General features: G+C 41.3%; 15 protein-coding genes. 9 read left to right on the top strand and 6 right to left on the bottom strand.

Annotated features, from left to right (window positions below; genetic code table 11):
- Positions 1–42: 42 nt before the first annotated feature.
- The 3 genes from JF50_RS09160 to JF50_RS09150 all read left to right on the top strand — a co-directional run bounded on the left by JF50_RS09160 (position 43) and on the right by JF50_RS09150 (position 2,561).
- Positions 43–660, top strand: a complete 618-nt coding sequence (locus tag JF50_RS09160) for a hypothetical protein (protein ID WP_039609142.1) — start codon at positions 43–45, stop codon at positions 658–660.
- A 103-nt stretch (positions 661–763) separates the two neighbouring features.
- Positions 764–1,384: a hypothetical protein gene (locus JF50_RS09155; RefSeq protein ID WP_039609141.1), complete on the top strand. Its 621-nt coding sequence runs from the start codon at positions 764–766 to the stop codon at positions 1,382–1,384.
- Positions 1,385–2,033: 649 nt separating this feature from the next.
- On the top strand, positions 2,034–2,561 hold the full coding sequence (locus JF50_RS09150; RefSeq protein WP_152614495.1) for a GNAT family N-acetyltransferase: 528 nt from the start codon (positions 2,034–2,036) through the stop codon (positions 2,559–2,561).
- Between the two features lie 62 nt (positions 2,562–2,623).
- Here JF50_RS09150 and JF50_RS09145 read toward each other — a convergent pair whose 3' ends face one another.
- Together JF50_RS09145 and JF50_RS09140 are read right to left on the bottom strand one after the other, a co-directional pair.
- A complete protein-coding gene (locus JF50_RS09145) occupies positions 2,624–3,166 on the bottom strand; it encodes a redoxin domain-containing protein (RefSeq protein WP_039609140.1) in 543 nt (180 codons plus the stop codon).
- 12 nt (positions 3,167–3,178) lie between these two features.
- Positions 3,179–3,760 carry an NAD(P)H-dependent oxidoreductase gene (locus JF50_RS09140; RefSeq protein ID WP_039609139.1) on the bottom strand — a complete coding sequence of 194 codons (582 nt, stop codon included), beginning with the start codon at positions 3,758–3,760 and terminating at the stop codon, positions 3,179–3,181.
- Positions 3,761–3,878: 118 nt separating this feature from the next.
- Here JF50_RS09140 and JF50_RS09135 point away from each other — a divergent pair, with 118 nt between their 5' ends.
- Positions 3,879–4,241: a winged helix-turn-helix transcriptional regulator gene (locus JF50_RS09135; protein WP_039609138.1), complete on the top strand. Its 363-nt coding sequence runs from the start codon at positions 3,879–3,881 to the stop codon at positions 4,239–4,241.
- A gap of 88 nt (positions 4,242–4,329) precedes the next feature.
- Here JF50_RS09135 and JF50_RS26010 read toward each other — a convergent pair whose 3' ends face one another.
- A complete protein-coding gene (locus JF50_RS26010; protein WP_052262207.1) occupies positions 4,330–4,998 on the bottom strand; it encodes a response regulator transcription factor in 669 nt (222 codons plus the stop codon).
- 517 nt (positions 4,999–5,515) lie between these two features.
- Between JF50_RS26010 and JF50_RS09125 the strand changes: the two genes are divergently transcribed.
- The 5 genes from JF50_RS09125 (at position 5,516) to JF50_RS09105 (ending at position 12,567) form a co-directional block, all read left to right on the top strand.
- Positions 5,516–6,259 (top strand): sulfite exporter TauE/SafE family protein, encoded by a 744-nt coding sequence (locus tag JF50_RS09125; RefSeq protein ID WP_235423409.1) that lies wholly within the window; start codon positions 5,516–5,518, stop codon positions 6,257–6,259.
- Positions 6,260–6,494: 235 nt separating this feature from the next.
- Positions 6,495–7,151 (top strand): TetR/AcrR family transcriptional regulator, encoded by a 657-nt coding sequence (locus tag JF50_RS26005; RefSeq protein WP_052262206.1) that lies wholly within the window; start codon positions 6,495–6,497, stop codon positions 7,149–7,151.
- Complete coding sequence (locus JF50_RS09115) at positions 7,135–8,484, top strand: efflux RND transporter periplasmic adaptor subunit (RefSeq protein ID WP_039609137.1); 1,350 nt, start codon at positions 7,135–7,137, stop codon at positions 8,482–8,484. The genes JF50_RS26005 and JF50_RS09115 overlap by 17 nt, the downstream gene beginning before the upstream one ends.
- A gap of 1 nt (position 8,485) precedes the next feature.
- Positions 8,486–11,617: an efflux RND transporter permease subunit gene (locus JF50_RS09110; RefSeq protein ID WP_039609136.1), complete on the top strand. Its 3,132-nt coding sequence runs from the start codon at positions 8,486–8,488 to the stop codon at positions 11,615–11,617.
- 119 nt (positions 11,618–11,736) lie between these two features.
- A complete protein-coding gene (locus tag JF50_RS09105; RefSeq protein ID WP_039609135.1) occupies positions 11,737–12,567 on the top strand; it encodes a sterol desaturase family protein in 831 nt (276 codons plus the stop codon).
- A 77-nt stretch (positions 12,568–12,644) separates the two neighbouring features.
- Here the strand turns inward: JF50_RS09105 and JF50_RS09100 are convergent, their stop codons facing one another.
- Genes JF50_RS09100 through JF50_RS09090 form a run of 3 tightly spaced genes read right to left on the bottom strand, consistent with a single transcriptional unit; the run spans position 12,645 to position 14,806 of the window.
- Positions 12,645–13,874 (bottom strand): NAD(P)/FAD-dependent oxidoreductase, encoded by a 1,230-nt coding sequence (locus JF50_RS09100; protein ID WP_039609134.1) that lies wholly within the window; start codon positions 13,872–13,874, stop codon positions 12,645–12,647.
- Positions 13,875–13,884: 10 nt separating this feature from the next.
- A complete protein-coding gene (locus JF50_RS09095) occupies positions 13,885–14,208 on the bottom strand; it encodes a 2Fe-2S iron-sulfur cluster-binding protein (protein ID WP_231099535.1) in 324 nt (107 codons plus the stop codon).
- 7 nt (positions 14,209–14,215) lie between these two features.
- Positions 14,216–14,806 carry a carboxymuconolactone decarboxylase family protein gene (locus JF50_RS09090; RefSeq protein WP_052262205.1) on the bottom strand — a complete coding sequence of 197 codons (591 nt, stop codon included), beginning with the start codon at positions 14,804–14,806 and terminating at the stop codon, positions 14,216–14,218.
- Positions 14,807–15,021 lie beyond the last annotated feature (215 nt).

Genomic DNA, 15,021 nt, shown 5'->3' with positions numbered 1-15,021 from the left:
AGTCACTGTGATGAGGACGAACTAAATATCAGTGGAGAAAAAATGATGAATACACATAACACAGAACATTGCACAACCCATTGGGATACAAGGTTGTTTTTGATAGCAGGGGGCTGCATGTTAATCAATACAGTTTGTTTATGGATGAGACACTTTTCGGGCTATCAGATGTCTTTACTGTGGGCCGCGGTACCGGCCATCATCGCATTAGGGTCTTGTACCTTTGGAGTTTTAAAGTTGTATCCAAAAGCGGTGAGTCAAGCAAGGAAGCTTGCCATCGGTGGGGCATGTTTTGCAGTCATATCTTTGGTATCACTTGTATTAGCTGCAATGTGGATTTTTGTCTTATCCTTGTTTGGAGAGGGGATTACAGGTAGACCAACTTCTGGGTTTGCAATATTGATTGGCATATTTATGGTAAGTATGGTGATATCGTTTGTTTTTAATGCGATGGCTTTTTTAATGGAACGTGTCACTCGCCATATCGGACTTTTATTACTCATCCCCGTCAGTTGTTGGCTACTTATGTTGATTGTTGCATGTGTAAAGAGCTTTGAAGCGGGCTTATCCTTAGACTTTTATACCAATGGTGTGATTGGTGTTGCATTTTTATTGATATCATTTGTGATAACAAAGCAAAGAAGCTGTGGTGTATTGTAATTTAAACACTGCAGTGATGATTTTGATATATGCTACCGTTCATTTTATATTTATAATTCATGACGTATATTTAGTGTCAATTCAATAATAATAAGAACATGCAATGATAAAAAACATTTTTTTCGCATTACTCGTCACGGTTCCATTTCTATCAAATGCAGCTATATCTATAAAGACGGCAGCTGGTACAGATAAAGAACTGAAAATAGAAAATACCTTAAAAAAGTTAATGGATAAATATGATATTGAACAATGGATTTATACAAGTAAGGCATTAGTAAATGAGAAGGCAAGAGTTCCACATAGTCACCCTGTATTAACGATGAATACTGCAAAAGCCTATTTGGAAAGTGAAAATAGAGTGTTGTCTACCTTTCTACATGAGCAATTTCACTGGCATGTGGTATTAAATGGTAAAGGTTCAATTGATGAGTTCCGCGGTGCAATAAAAAGAGAGTTTCCAAAAGTAGAGTATAAAAGACCATTGGGCAGTGGAGATGAGGGCGGTACGCTTACACACCTAGTTGTATGCTACCTTGAATATCGTGCAATGGCATCATTGATTGGTGAAAGTGATGCAAAGGCGCTACTTAAAAGCAATCCATATTACACTTGGATATACAAAACAATTTTAGACAAAGAGAATCACCCAAAGCTAGATAAGCTAGTCCAAGAGCTTAACCTTACCATTTTTAACCAAGATAGTGATGTGATAAGAATTTAAGGCGTTTCGGCACCTATTTGCTTATAGTTAGGTGTGCTCAAGTTAATGAGCACACTGTTTGGTTTTCGTGAATTAAGGAATTAATGGCAGTAAGGTTGTGCTTGCGACAAAGTGATGTGAAGGCTTTGACTCAGTGACTCTAGACTGGCAAGTACTTGAATGGACGGTTGATCAAGCGTTGTATTCAGTAAATCAATTGTTTGAGATAAACGTTCTTCGACTTCTAAAAAATCGATTTGATTAACAGCAATTGTGCTCTTTTCTACGCTTACTAATACTTTTAATTGTTGTTAGTTCATAATTTTACCTTTGTACTTAATTTGAGTTGTATCAGCGATTTCTATAATACGCTTTGAAATTGATTGATGAAAATGCTCGTAACGCTAGATGAGGGAACCGACCTTATTATTTAAACTCCTTCGTTTAGCAAGACAGCTGAAGGTGATATTTGCATAGATTACTAAAGTGTCTATTTAATTGAAGTTAAGGTAATTAGGCGCGTATTGAAGTTTATCTAATTCATAGATAATGATTTTTAATTAGAATCGTGAATAAATAGCACTTAACTCATTAATTCTATTAGCATAGTCTTATTGTTTTCTGTACTTTTAAATAAGTTAACAGCTGTGTCGTTTGAAATAGAAAATGAATGAGTAATCAAAGGAGTATTTATAAAGTGGTAGATTACAGACTTGCCAAGGTATCGGAACTGAATGAGTTGAAATCGCTTTTGTGGAAATATGGTCCAAATGAGTGGAACTATCTAACACAAGAAGGGGTAAAAGGGGAGTTTGCTTTAATCGAGCAGAAAGATGCAGAGGCCCTTGTCGCGCTAGACGGTGAGCAAATAGTTGGTTTTGCTGTTTTGATAAATGGCAGTGTAAGCCCAGATTATCTGAGTCAATATTGTAGCTTGGATAAGATGGCATTTATAGGAGATGTTGTCGTATCTTCAAGCTATAGTGGAAAAGGCATTGCAACACAGTTGTTAATCAATAGTATTGATTTGGCCAAAGCCAAAGGGGTTGAATTCGTTTTAATTGAAAGGCATGAAGAGAACTTGGCTTCTGCGGGTATGATGAAAAAAGCTGGGTTTTCAATTGTCGACATATTTTATGATCCACACAAACGCAGCGCAGGCTCGCAAAATAGTGTGATATTGTCAGTGTCAATATAAGCCGGAATTAGCTATTTAGCAGTACTTACCTATTCGTTAGTACTGCTTTTTACATTAGGTGCTTAGCGATGCATGCCACGTATTGGGTAGTTATTATCAGGATCTTTAATCCAAGTTAAGCCATTGACGAGCGCCTCTAATTCAGGTCTTACAAATGGGTTATTTGAAATATCTATCACTTGTATCTTACCTTGCTCATTGACAACAAAGAGCCCAGGCTCTGAGAACGGGTGGTCTGTTTCTTGATCTGAGCGGGGATCCGAAATATACAAACCTAACTCCTTCATTTGTTCAAGCGTCATACCATATGCAATATCAAACTCGGTATTTAGCTGAGATGCATGCGTTACCAGTTGCTCTTTGTTATCGCCGGAGATAGCAAGAACGTCCACGCCGATCTTTGCAAGACGTTCCATGTAGTTTTGTAGCTGGTTGAGATATTTAGTACACAATGGACAGTGTTTTCCACGATAAACGACGATCAATTGCCAGTCAAACCCAGTTCTTGGCTCTCCTAGAACAATCTCTTTACCAGTTTTTAATGTGACTGTTTGCGAAGGAAAAGTGCTGCCAGCATGCAGCTTATTTGTGTAGTCTTGAGACATGGTAATGCTCCTTTAAAAATATTGGTCAATATGGGCTGAAAATCGAGCTAAATCACTTTCAACATCGGCGTTTTTCATGACATCAAAGCAAGCAAAGGTAGGCAAAGCCGTCATGTTGAAAAACTTAAAATTCATATGCATTGGGAATAGTAGATCATCGACCGATTTGCCATCGAAGAACTCATTTTTGTCATCAAAAGCCTGTTTGGGCGCATTAAAGGTCACGGATATCATGTACTTTTTACCTAACAGTGCACCGCCTTTTCCATAGTTTTCGGTCGGGTTTTGGGCACTTCGACCATCACCATGACACAACGCCCCCGCCATACCTGCGGTATACACCTCATCCATGTATTTTTTAAATGACCATGAGACGCCCATCCAATTAATGGGGGATTGGAATAATACAAAGTCAGCCCATTGGTGGTGGGCAAGCTGTTGATCAATATCGATTTCATCTTCCATTGTAACTACCCTAGTTTGATGTCCTTTACTCTGAAACAGTGTGCTTGCAGTATCAACGAGTGTTGCATTTAGCTTGCCCTCTGAGAAAGGGTAATACTGATGTCCGTTGATGATTAATATATTGCTCATTACTCACTCTCCACCTGAAGGTTTATTGTTCAATGTGATTTAGGTATAGTTTAGGTACCTGTAATTAAATAACAACTAGTATACTTTTAGTAACCTAGTTTTTTTCATGGTGAATAAAATGAAAAGCTCAATAAAAACAGATGCTAAAGGGCGAAAAAAAGTTCTGAATATGTGTGATGAACCCTGTGCAATAGAAAAGGGGATGCGTCTGATCGGTGGGAAGTGGAAAGGCTCGATTATTTACCACCTAAAAGATGAACCTGTCAGGTTCAATGATTTAACAAGAATGTTGGGTGGAGCCACAAAAAAGATGGTAGACCAAAGGTTAAAAGAGCTTGAGCAAGAAGGTATGGTGATCCGCAAGGTGATCAGTCACAGACCGGTCGCTGTAACCTACGAGCTAACTGAGTTTGGTCGCTCTGCATTGGAAATTCTTGAATCTCTTCGGGTTTGGTCTGAGTCTCACAACATTCAAATTTAAAATAACTTGAGGGCAAGGCCCCCAAGAGCACTAAATGATTGCTGTTTAAATGAATATATTTATACGATTTAACCAATTCAGATTGAAATCAGCTGAATCCAAGCTCCTTGGTTAAGGCCATAGCTGCTGAGCGATTTGGTGCATTGAGTTTTTCTAAGATTTTGGCAACATGGTTTTTGACCGTGTATTGGCTGATCCCTAAAATCATGCCTATTTCTCCATTTGTTTTCCCAGATGAAATCCAATCTAATACCTCTTTTTCTCTATTGGTGAGTGACTGGATCGGTGAACGTGTTGTCTTATCTGATTGATATCGAGAAATTTGTGCCTTATGCAAATAAGGGAGTACGAGTTCAATTAAATAAGATGCCGGTGCCGTACGATTTGAACGTTTGTTATTAAATGCAACCAGTGTGAGAAAATTTGAATTTGGATTATCCAAATCATAGAGAGTAATATCGGATAGAGGATTACGCTCTTTGCATAGAGTCTTTAATAAATTTATGTTTTTAAACTTTTTCACCTTAGCAACGGTGAGCAAGTCTTCTTTGAATTCGTGTGGAAATGAGCGTGAAAACTCTGATTTTACCTCTAAGTTCGATTTATCAATCAGGGCTAAATACAGCCCGTCTGATTCAGCAAACGACATCGCTTCTTGAAAAATTATTTCATCCAATGAACGTTCAATGATTGACGTTTTTAGCAACTCGATTGCTTTAAGTACGCTCGAAAGCTCTTTTGTGCAGCCCAAAAACATATGCATTCTCCTTTACAAATACGACTTCGATAGGCGTATTAACTTAGTCTGTTAGCCAGCAAGTTTAATTTTCATGTGACGGTGCCTATTTAATTAATCGCCTGATTAATTAAACATGAACGGCTAATTGATATCAACGAAAAGTGAACGAATTGTGTGGTAAATAAGTGTAAAAAATTAAAAAAATGTGTTTTACACTTGGTGATGCCTCTATAAATTTATTTATGTGTCTTTTTTTTATACGTTTTTTAAAAGGAAGTGAATCCTCTAAGATTATGATAAATTTGATTTTTTATTTCATCCTTGGAGGCGTAGTTATTTTTGCTCTTTGTCAAGTTGATCTAAATCAATTTACTGAACGTAAATAAAAAGTTTTTTATTTGTTATCTAAAAAGCAGCAAAACATCGATATGGCGTAGAGCTACTCTCAGTCGAGTATGGTCCAATCAGACTATTCGCAGCACTAATTCCACTTTGATAAACTGCGAGTCAAGATTGCAGGGACACAAAAAATACTATGATTGATAAATTAAGACAGCCATCAACTTGGCCACTGTATTTTACATTGCTGATATACGTCACATTGATTTGGATGCAAGGACTTTCAAGTGCGATGCTACAAGTACTTCAAGAAATAGAAATTGCAGCAACGATGGCATTAGGCTCTTTTGTGGCTGGTGGAACTGCGTTAGGAGGGGGCGCTGTTGCATTCCCAGTGATGACTAAAGTGTTAAATATTGAGCCCAGCACTGCGAAAGTATTTTCTCTAGCGATTCAAAGTTTTGGCATGACAGCGGCAACAATCACCATTTTGTGCCGCCGTATACCTATTTATACCAATTTAGTGCTAATGGCACTGCCTATGTCCGCATTGGGGGTGGTGTTGAGCTTAATGTACGTCGCGCCGATAGCACCTCGGCTATTGGTTAAATCCATTTTTAGCTTTTTGCTGCTGTGCTTTGCCATGACGATGCTGCTTCGCTGGTGGAGAAAGGCTCATCATCAACAGAGTGCACAACAAATTCAGCCTAGTACACTTCGTTTTATGGCGGTCGCATTTATTGGTGGTATTGCAAGTGGCCTTGTGGGGTCAGGATCTGATATTGCGTTATTTGCGCTGCTTGTGATCGCTTATAATGCGGATATTAAAAAAGCAACGGCAACATCTGTGGTGGTCATGGCATTTACTTCACTCGTTGGGAGTGCAATGAATGCATGGTACTTGGGGCGATTACGCCAAAAATTGAAAGTTATTTGCTAGCGGCAATACCAATCGTTGTTGTGGGTGCGCCGCTCGGTGCTTATGTCTGCTCTAAAGTGAAGGTAGGGCACCTCGTTAGTTTCTTGTTATTGCTTATTGTTTTGGAAGTGTCTTTTACAAGTTATGAGCTTTGGTCTGGCAATGTATTGATGTGATCAAAGTTTGAACATTTATTTGACTGTGGGCCCGACTTTTTATTTAATTAACCAGTTGATTAAAAAAATAAGAACACAAGATGGAAACAGATACCAATAAAAAAGCGACACGGGGTCGCCCAGTTTGTGAGGTAAAGCAAGCTGAGCAGAGGGCTAAGCTGATACTGTCAGCGAAGCAACTGCTTAATACCAAGTCATATAGTCAAATTACCATTCGGGACATTGCTTCTGAAGCAAGTATTAATTCGGCGATGATCAAATACTATTTTGGCAGCAAAGAAAATTTATTTGTTGAATTAATTCAGGCCATTGCAGATGAACAGTTTTCTCAGTTCGAAGGTTTAACAGAGCAATCGCAACCAGTTTATCAATTTATACTGCGCTTTGGTGAAATTTTGCAAACTCACCCTGGTATTGTGCATTTGTTGAGTGAAGAAGTATTAAATAAAACAACGCCTTTGGCACACGCATTTATGGCTTCATTTCCTGCTCGTGTCTCACAGTTTTTACCGCCTCTTATCCAAAAAGAAACAGGCACAGACGATCATAAAAAAGCAAAGTTAGCGGCTTTTCAGCTCATTACACTTGTTGTTTCTCCCTATATTTTAAAAACCTTGCGCCAGCAAGCGTGGCAAATTGATGATACTGAGATCCAAGGTGAAGCATGGGCAAAGGATTTATACCAGCATTTCATATACGGACTTAAGGAGAGTGACATCAATGAGGTGGGATCTTAGCGCAAAAAAAAACTTGCCTATTGCCATTTTAGTGGGGGTAGTGCTTGTAATTCTAGTGGTCAAACTAGCGACATCAACTAAACACAATAATACTGAGCAAATAGGACAGAGGGCTCAGTTTCATGCGTTAACGATGCAATCAGTAAGGCCTGAAGTAGTTGGGTATGGGAAAGTGACGCCTAATATTCAGCTCAATAGCCTTGCACAAGTGTCAGGTGCTGTGACTTATGTGCATCCTGCGCTTAAAAAAGGCGAGATTTTTAAGCAAGGTACACTGTTGTTAGAGATTGATGACAGTGACTATCAATTACAACTGGCTAAATCAGAGGCGAGTTTAGCCAGTGCTGAGGTAGAACTTGCAGTTAAGCAAACAGCGATAAAAAATAACCAACTAGATATTAAGTTGAGTCAGCATAAGCTGAAGATTGCTGACGCAGAGTTTACTAGATTAAAGCGTTTATTCGCCAGTGCAAGTGTATCTCAAACTGAACTCGACAAGGGTCAACAAAACGTCTTGGTGCAGCAACAAGATTTACAGCGGAATTTAAATCAAGCGCGTTTATTACCTCTTGAAGTGAAAGCATTGCAGGCGCAAGTCAAAAAAGCCGCTGCTGATGTTCATAAAGCCAAGCTTGATATTACCCGGACTAAAGTGCACTTACCATTCAATGGCCGTATTCACCGGGTCCATATTGAGCGAGGCCAATTAGTCACCAAAGGGGCGAATTTGTTCAGTGCCAGCGACATAGAAAAAGTATTGATAAACGCGCAATACACTTATCAAATATTCAACCAGTTTTCTGGCTTTTTTAAGCAAACGCCCAACTTAAAAAATATCTCAGATGATGGGATGGCGGCTTACTTGAAAGCACAAGGTCTCGAAGCAAAGATAGAGATATTGTCCCAGCCGGGGGTTTACTGGCCTGCGTCAATAGAGCGTCTCAGTGATGAAATCGACCCCCAAAGTCAAACTGTGGGTGTTGTGGTATCTATTGCCGATAGTTATCAGCAAATTTCACTGGGTGAAAAGCCGCCGTTACTTGCTGGTATGCGAGCGAAAGTGACTTTGTCCGCCAGTGAACAAGCATTTGTGGTGATCCCTCGCCATTTTGTGCGAGATGGTCATGCGTTATTGGCGGATAAAGAAGACAAGTTAACTAAACTTCCTTTACATGGTGCAATAAAGCAAGGAGATAGCTTTCTATTAGATAAGCCATCACTTGTTGGCGCTAAGCTCATCACTACAGATTTGTTTCCCGCAATTTCGGGGACTCAATTAAACCTCACCCCGACAGCATTGCTCAGTGATGCGACAGCAGCGGAGCGGCACTGATATGATACGCTTTTTCATTGCTCACCCGACAGCCGCCAATATTTTAATGGTGCTATTTTTGGCAATTGGGCTATTTAGCTTGCCACAAATTAAGCGAGAAACGTTACCCCAAATTGAAAGTTATCAGATTGATATTATGGTGCCATATCCAGGGGCAACGGCAGAAAATGTTGAGCAAAAAATCTGCCTAAGTCTTGAGAGTGCGCTAGATGGGATCAGCTTTTTAGAAGAGCGTCATTGTGTCGCTCGTCAAAATCTTGGCCAAATGACGGTAAAAATGTTTGAGCAGGGCGACTTTGAGCAATTTACTACGGACGTAAAAAATGCCATAGACACCATCGACGATTTCCCAGAGCAGGTCGAGCAATGGACCATTCAAGAACGTGGCAGAACGCAGGAAGTTGTCAGTATTGCACTGACGTCAAAATATGATGATTTGACGCGTGTTGAATTAAAAGCATTGGCTGAGCAAGTAAAGCAACGTCTACTGCGTGACCCAAATATTCCCATAATTGAAATTAATGATTTCTCAAAACATCAGTTAAGAGTCAGTGCGTCACAGGACACCCTACGTCAATATGGGTTGAGTATGGAAGAATTGGGTAGGCGTGTGTCTAGCCAGAATATTGAGCTGCCGTTAGGTACACTCAATACTGAACATGCGGACACACAAATTCGTTTGATGGACGAACGTAAAGATATTGAGTCACTGAGTACTTTGGTTGTTGCATCTGGCACGCAGGGGAATGATGTGACCGTGGCTGATTTAGGTCAGGTACTCAATACGTTTGAAAAAGAGGAAAAGCGAATTTACTACGATGGTCGACAAGCTGCAATTTTGACCGTGAAAAAGAACTCTGTGGATGACAGTTTGCGAGTACTCAAAGCCACTGAAAGCGCACTATTACAGATCAAAGCCGGCTTACCCGAAAGTGTGGTGCTTACCTTAACCAGTGATAATACCAGTTTGGTAAAAGATAGAATATCGCTGTTGATCAGTAATGCTTGGCAAGGCTTATTATTGGTTTTTGGCGTGATGTGGCTATTTTTCTCGTTTAAATATGCTTTTTGGGTCGTGATGGGGTTGCCAGTGTCATTTTTAGCGAGCTTCTTTTTAATGCTGCATTTTGGTGTGTCTATCAACATGCTGTCTATGGTTGCACTATTACTGGCGCTTGGGATTTTGATGGATGATGCCATTGTGATTGCCGAATCTATTGGTACTAAAATTGAGCAAGGTCTTGCCGTTCAGGAGGCGGTACTAAAAGGCACGCTTGTGGTACTGCCAGGCGTATTGTCTTCTTTTGTAACGACGTTATGTATTTTCATTGGTCTTGTGTTCATTGAAGGGAATTTAGGTCAGATCCTCAAAGTGATCCCCATCGTGTTAATTTCAGTGATCACTGTTTCTTTGATTGAAGCCTTTTTAATTTTACCTAATCATTTATCTCATGCATTGCAATCTAAACACAGGGACAACCCTTTATCCTTGAAAGTCGCGGATATTCGCAGTCGTTTTGAAGCGAAGTTTCGCCGCTGGAATGATGCCATTTTGGTCTTAAATCATCGTCTTATTAAGTACAGATATTTAGTAATAGGCGCAGTGATTGCGTGTTTCTTATTTTCGTTAAGTATGTTGATCTCTGGGACATTAAAATTTACCGCTTTTCCTGATATTGACGGGGATGTGTTGCAGGGAAGACTGTTGATGCCAAATGGCACGCCTTTCGAAGTGACAAAGCAAACCATGGGCAAGATTGAAGCTGCCCTTGCGCGTACCAATGCAAAACTTAGTCAAGATGAAGGTTCGGAGCTGGTCAGAGCGATGACCATCACGTATGGAGAAAATCCAGACTATCAAGATCAGGGGGCCAACCTTGCTTATATCTCTGTTGATTTGCTCAGTGCCGAGCAGCGTCATACCACCATTCAGGCTTTTTCGGATCTTTGGCGGACTGAACTTGGCACTTTGCCAGAGGCACTGACCCTGTCGTTTAAAGAACCTAAACTTGGACCACAAGGGCGCGCGATTGATATTCGTTTAATGTCAGACAACACCGCCGATTTGGCCCATGCCGCGTACGAATTAAAAACTTGGTTAAAGGGCTATCAAGGTGTGCAAAATATTACGGATAATTTACGTCCGGGAAAACCTGAATACACGCTAACGCTGAAGCCAGGTACATTAGATTTGGGGATTAACTCAATGATCATTGCCAACCAGTTAAGGCCTGCTTTTCAGGGCACCAAGCTACTAGAAACCCATATTGGCCTTGAAGACTATGAGGTGACAGTCAAGCTTAGCGAAGACAGTATGAATGACTATAGTGATTTTGATAATTTCCCGATCATTCATCCGGTTTCTCGTATTGCCATTCCACTTTCTGCTCTGGTGAATATTGAGCAAACACGCGGATTTGCGGTGATTAATCGGTTTGATAGTTTGACCAGTGTATCCGTGTATGCTGATGTAGATAGTGAGTTGAATACTGCATCAGCAGTGGTGGGAGATTTAAAAAATGCGTTTCTGCAAGACTTGCAGGCTCGTTATCCTTCGCTTATCTACAGCATTGAGGGTGAGGTCAAAAATGCAGGGATCACCCAAGCTTCAATGCGCAGAGCCATGCTATTAGGTATGATTGGAATTTTCCTGCTTTTAGCGTTGCAATTTCATAGCTATATTGAGCCTATTATTGTGATGGTTTCAATTCCACTTGCTATGATTGGGGTGATTTGGGGACATTTTATCATGGGGATAAATTTCTCAATGCCTTCTTTGATGGGGTTTATTTCTTTAGCAGGCATTGTGGTTAATGACTCTATTTTGTTGGTCCAGTTTGTAAAAAGTCGTGTGAAGCAGGGGATGAGCGTGCATGAGGCCGCAGCGATGGCTAGTCATGATAGATTTCGTGCTGTGGTGTTAACTTCGGTGACAACGGTTGCTGGCATGACGCCTTTACTCTTTGAGACAAGCTTGCAAGCGCAAATATTAATACCTCTGGCAACCAGTATCGTCTTTGGTATTGTCACTTCGACTTGCTTAGTACTACTCGTCTTGCCTTGTTTATACAGCATTTTAGAAGATTTTGGTGTAGCAAAACCGCATACAGTTCACAGCCCCATCCATTCGTAAACTTGGACGTGCATACCGTTTAAACAGGCAGTGTGCACGTTTATATCAAACTAACTTGTTCTTTTGGCTTGTCATTGTTACAAGATAGGCATTGTCATCCTTCTAGGTAAATTAACGTAATGCTGGATTTTTTGGAAGTTGCAGCAAAACAGGTGTTGATCGCTTGTTCTAATTTATTATTAATCGGGTTGCTTTTTGTGCTACTCGCTGTGTTGGTAAAAGGAAAGGAAGTGCTAAATCAAGCTCGCTCTGCTATGGCTTCGGGTACATTTAATCTCGGTTGGATGGGATTAAACTTACTGTTGTTGATGCCTGTTGCTGGCGGGTTGTATGCATTTTTTTATTCATACCCGATAGGTCTCATTGATAGATCTTTTTGGTACGCTTTACCAGAGCCTGTGGTGATATTTGCTGCGATATTTCTGGGAGATTTTATTGGTTATTGGCGACATCGGTTTGAGCACTCAAGAATTCTGTGGCCTTCGCACCGAGTTCATCATACTGACGAGCATATGACTTGGCTGACATTACAGCGTTTTCATCCAGTGAACTTTTTCACTACCATGATAATAGATACCTCGTTTTTGATTTTAATGGGGATCCCACCGTATGCCGTTGTGGCCAATAATATGGTCAGAAACTATTACGGTTACTTTATTCATGCAGATTTACCTTGGACATACGGAAAGTGGAGTAGGGTATTTGTGTCTCCAGCGATGCATCGCTGGCATCACGCCGCAAATCCAAACGCCTACCACACCAATTTTGCTACCGTGTTTTCTATTTTTGACCGCGCTTTTGGCACTTATCGAGTACCCGGACCATGTGATGAACCGTTGGGGGTGAAAGACAGTTTCGGAAAGTCTTTCGCTGCCGAATTACTCCACCCATTTAACCCCAAAGCATATAGTGTGAAAAAGCGGCCCAAAGTCACGCAAGCAAGCAAATAAAAAAAGAGCCCGATTAGGGCTCTTTTGGGCTTTCACGCTTGGGGTGTGCGCCGTTTTATGTGAGTCGGTTTGTCAAGTCAGCTTAATTGGGCTAACGCTTTAAATAGGTCAATATCTGTGTTACTTAACAGTGCTTTTGGTACATCGAGCTTGTTAGCAATGATTTTTTTGGCTGCCATAAATTCTTTTGCGCAGTTGATACAATCAGCTGCAATGATTTTGCCTTGCTTTAGATACCAAAGAGATAAGGCTTTATCGTCTTTTTGGCGTAAAACGGTTTCATCGTAGCCTTGATTGAGGCCTGCAATTTGTATTTTGCAATCGAATTGATCTGACCAAAACCAAGGTACTGCTGTGACGGGTTTGTATTTGCCACAGATGGTCGCGGCGGCTGTTTTCGCCTGCTCCAGAGCATTAGGTACAGATTCAATGCGTGTTGCAAGGCCACTGTGGTGCTCGATACCTATGGTGCAATCGCCCGCGGCATAAATGTTCATGTCAGTAGTTTGGCAAAGCTCGTTTATCACAATGCCGCCATGTTCGACTAATAATCCAGCTTCTTGTGCAAGCTCGGTGTTGATTTGAGCACCTATGCCGACAACTACGATGTCTGCGGGAATAACCTTGTCCTCACACAGTACAGTGCTGACAGTGTCCTTGCCTTGAAATGCCACCACATTCGTCTGTGTAAAAATCTTAATGCCATTGCTTTTATGTAGATTGTGATAAAACGCGGAAATTCGCTTTGCCGTGACACGGGCAAGTAGCCGAGACTCGCGCTCTATGATGGTGACGTCATGGCCCATTTTTTTAAGCACTGCGGCGGTTTCTAAGCCAATGTAGCCACCGCCGACCATCACGATACGCTTCTTACTATTGTTTACATCAATGGCAAGGGAGAGTTTTTCGATATCTTTTAAGGTTTTTATGTAAAAAATATTGTTCAACTGCGCCCCCATACAGTCCGCTGTCCTTGCGCGACTGCCGGTGCAAATGAGCAGCTTGTCATAGCTGAGATGTTCACCATTATGTAATTCGATACTTTGCTGCGCGGGCTCGATACGCTTTACTCGTGTTTTTAACCTGACTTCTATGTCGTCTTTCTGATACGCGCCTTGAGGGCGGATCAGCAGTTTTTCCGCAGTCACTTGGCTTTGTAAGTACGTTTTTGACAAGGGTGGGCGGTGATAGGGCAGGCTGTCTTCATCGGTCAGCAGTACTATTTGCCCTGTCCAGCCTTCTTTGCGTAAACTGGTGCATGCTTGTGCCCCTGCATGACCACCGCCGATAATGACACACCTTTGCATATCAAACTCCTTAATATTGTGATTCTGGTAAATGTACTTGCAAACCATGATGCTCATCAGAGACCAGTACTTGGCAGCTTAGTCTGCTCAAATCGGTGGGCTCAGAGACCATCTCTAACATGTCACTCTCACTACTGTCTGGTTCGGCAATTTTTCCTTGCCAATCAGTTGTTAAATAGCAGTGGCAAGTGGCACAGCTACCAGAACCTCCACACTCTGCTTCAATGCCCTCGACCATATTTTCCATGGCCGCTTGCATCAAAGATGTGCCATTTGGTACATCGACCTTGGTTTCGTTTCCTGCAAAATCTACAAATGTAATCTCAGGCATCATGTTGTCCTTATACGGTGAATTTAGTGATTTGATTGATCTCGTCAAGAATGGCAGCAGGGTCTGCCTCTAATTGACTGTCCATCGCTGTATTCCAGCGATTTAAGAAGCCGCAGATAGCCACAACAGCAGCGATCTCAATGACTGCCTGTTCAGAGTAATACTGACCGAGTTCTTCATAATGCGACTTTTCCAAATGTGCAGGTGAAGTACTACAAGCAAAAGCAAATCGCAGCGCAGCGCGCTCGGCTTGGTTATAAAGCACATTGGTTTCAAATTCAAAGGCTGCCAAGACCTTCGCTTTGTTAACATTGACGCGGCTGGCAATATGTGAAAAGTGTCCTTGGCAGTACTGACAGCCTGCAGCATTGCTACTAATGGTTGCGATGGCCCACTTGAGTTCATTGTCAATGTGTTCAAATTTGCTCAGGCAACCAAATAGCTGCCCAAACGCCTGCGCCAGCATAGGATTTTTCGCCATGGTAAGGATCCCGTTTGGAATAAATCCAAGGTTGTTCTCTATGGCCTGATAAATTGGTTCCAAATGCGGCGTTGACTCTCGATTGACTGGTTTAACCAAATGGTTATTACCCTGTTTCATATACCCTTGCTTCCTTCTTAGTGATAGTCCCAACAAGGTAATTTTTTTACACCTCTGTGCCTATAGTCCGTTCGGACCAAAGGGATAGTCCACAGGAGCTATGTTCGAAAAACCATGATAGCGATAAAGTTTTTACAGACGAACGAGCAGGGCATAAAGCACCCGTTCAAGGCCGATAGAGTCAAGTGCCTACAGAAAACGAGCCTGAGGATACG

It is taken from the genome of Pseudoalteromonas luteoviolacea (assembly GCF_000814765.1).
Taxonomy (GTDB): Bacteria; Pseudomonadota; Gammaproteobacteria; order Enterobacterales; family Alteromonadaceae; genus Pseudoalteromonas; species Pseudoalteromonas luteoviolacea_H.
This window is presented reverse-complemented; position numbering and strand designations above follow the sequence as displayed.

Excerpts from the sequence above, each read along its gene's own strand:
- JF50_RS09160 (WP_039609142.1), top strand. The coding sequence starts at position 43 with ATGATGAATACACATAACACAGAACATTGCACAACCCATTGGGATACA.
- JF50_RS09155 (WP_039609141.1), top strand. The coding sequence starts at position 764 with ATGATAAAAAACATTTTTTTCGCATTACTCGTCACGGTTCCATTTCTA.
- JF50_RS09150 (WP_152614495.1), top strand. The coding sequence starts at position 2,034 with ATGAGTAATCAAAGGAGTATTTATAAAGTGGTAGATTACAGACTTGCC.
- JF50_RS09145 (WP_039609140.1), bottom strand. The coding sequence starts at position 3,166 with ATGTCTCAAGACTACACAAATAAGCTGCATGCTGGCAGCACTTTTCCT.
- JF50_RS09140 (WP_039609139.1), bottom strand. The coding sequence starts at position 3,760 with ATGAGCAATATATTAATCATCAACGGACATCAGTATTACCCTTTCTCA.
- JF50_RS09135 (WP_039609138.1), top strand. The coding sequence starts at position 3,879 with ATGAAAAGCTCAATAAAAACAGATGCTAAAGGGCGAAAAAAAGTTCTG.
- JF50_RS26010 (WP_052262207.1), bottom strand. The coding sequence starts at position 4,998 with ATGTTTTTGGGCTGCACAAAAGAGCTTTCGAGCGTACTTAAAGCAATC.
- JF50_RS09125 (WP_235423409.1), top strand. The coding sequence starts at position 5,516 with ATGATTGATAAATTAAGACAGCCATCAACTTGGCCACTGTATTTTACA.
- JF50_RS26005 (WP_052262206.1), top strand. The coding sequence starts at position 6,495 with ATGGAAACAGATACCAATAAAAAAGCGACACGGGGTCGCCCAGTTTGT.
- JF50_RS09115 (WP_039609137.1), top strand. The coding sequence starts at position 7,135 with ATGAGGTGGGATCTTAGCGCAAAAAAAAACTTGCCTATTGCCATTTTA.
- JF50_RS09110 (WP_039609136.1), top strand. The coding sequence starts at position 8,486 with ATGATACGCTTTTTCATTGCTCACCCGACAGCCGCCAATATTTTAATG.
- JF50_RS09105 (WP_039609135.1), top strand. The coding sequence starts at position 11,737 with ATGCTGGATTTTTTGGAAGTTGCAGCAAAACAGGTGTTGATCGCTTGT.
- JF50_RS09100 (WP_039609134.1), bottom strand. The coding sequence starts at position 13,874 with ATGCAAAGGTGTGTCATTATCGGCGGTGGTCATGCAGGGGCACAAGCA.
- JF50_RS09095 (WP_231099535.1), bottom strand. The coding sequence starts at position 14,208 with ATGATGCCTGAGATTACATTTGTAGATTTTGCAGGAAACGAAACCAAG.
- JF50_RS09090 (WP_052262205.1), bottom strand. The coding sequence starts at position 14,806 with ATGAAACAGGGTAATAACCATTTGGTTAAACCAGTCAATCGAGAGTCA.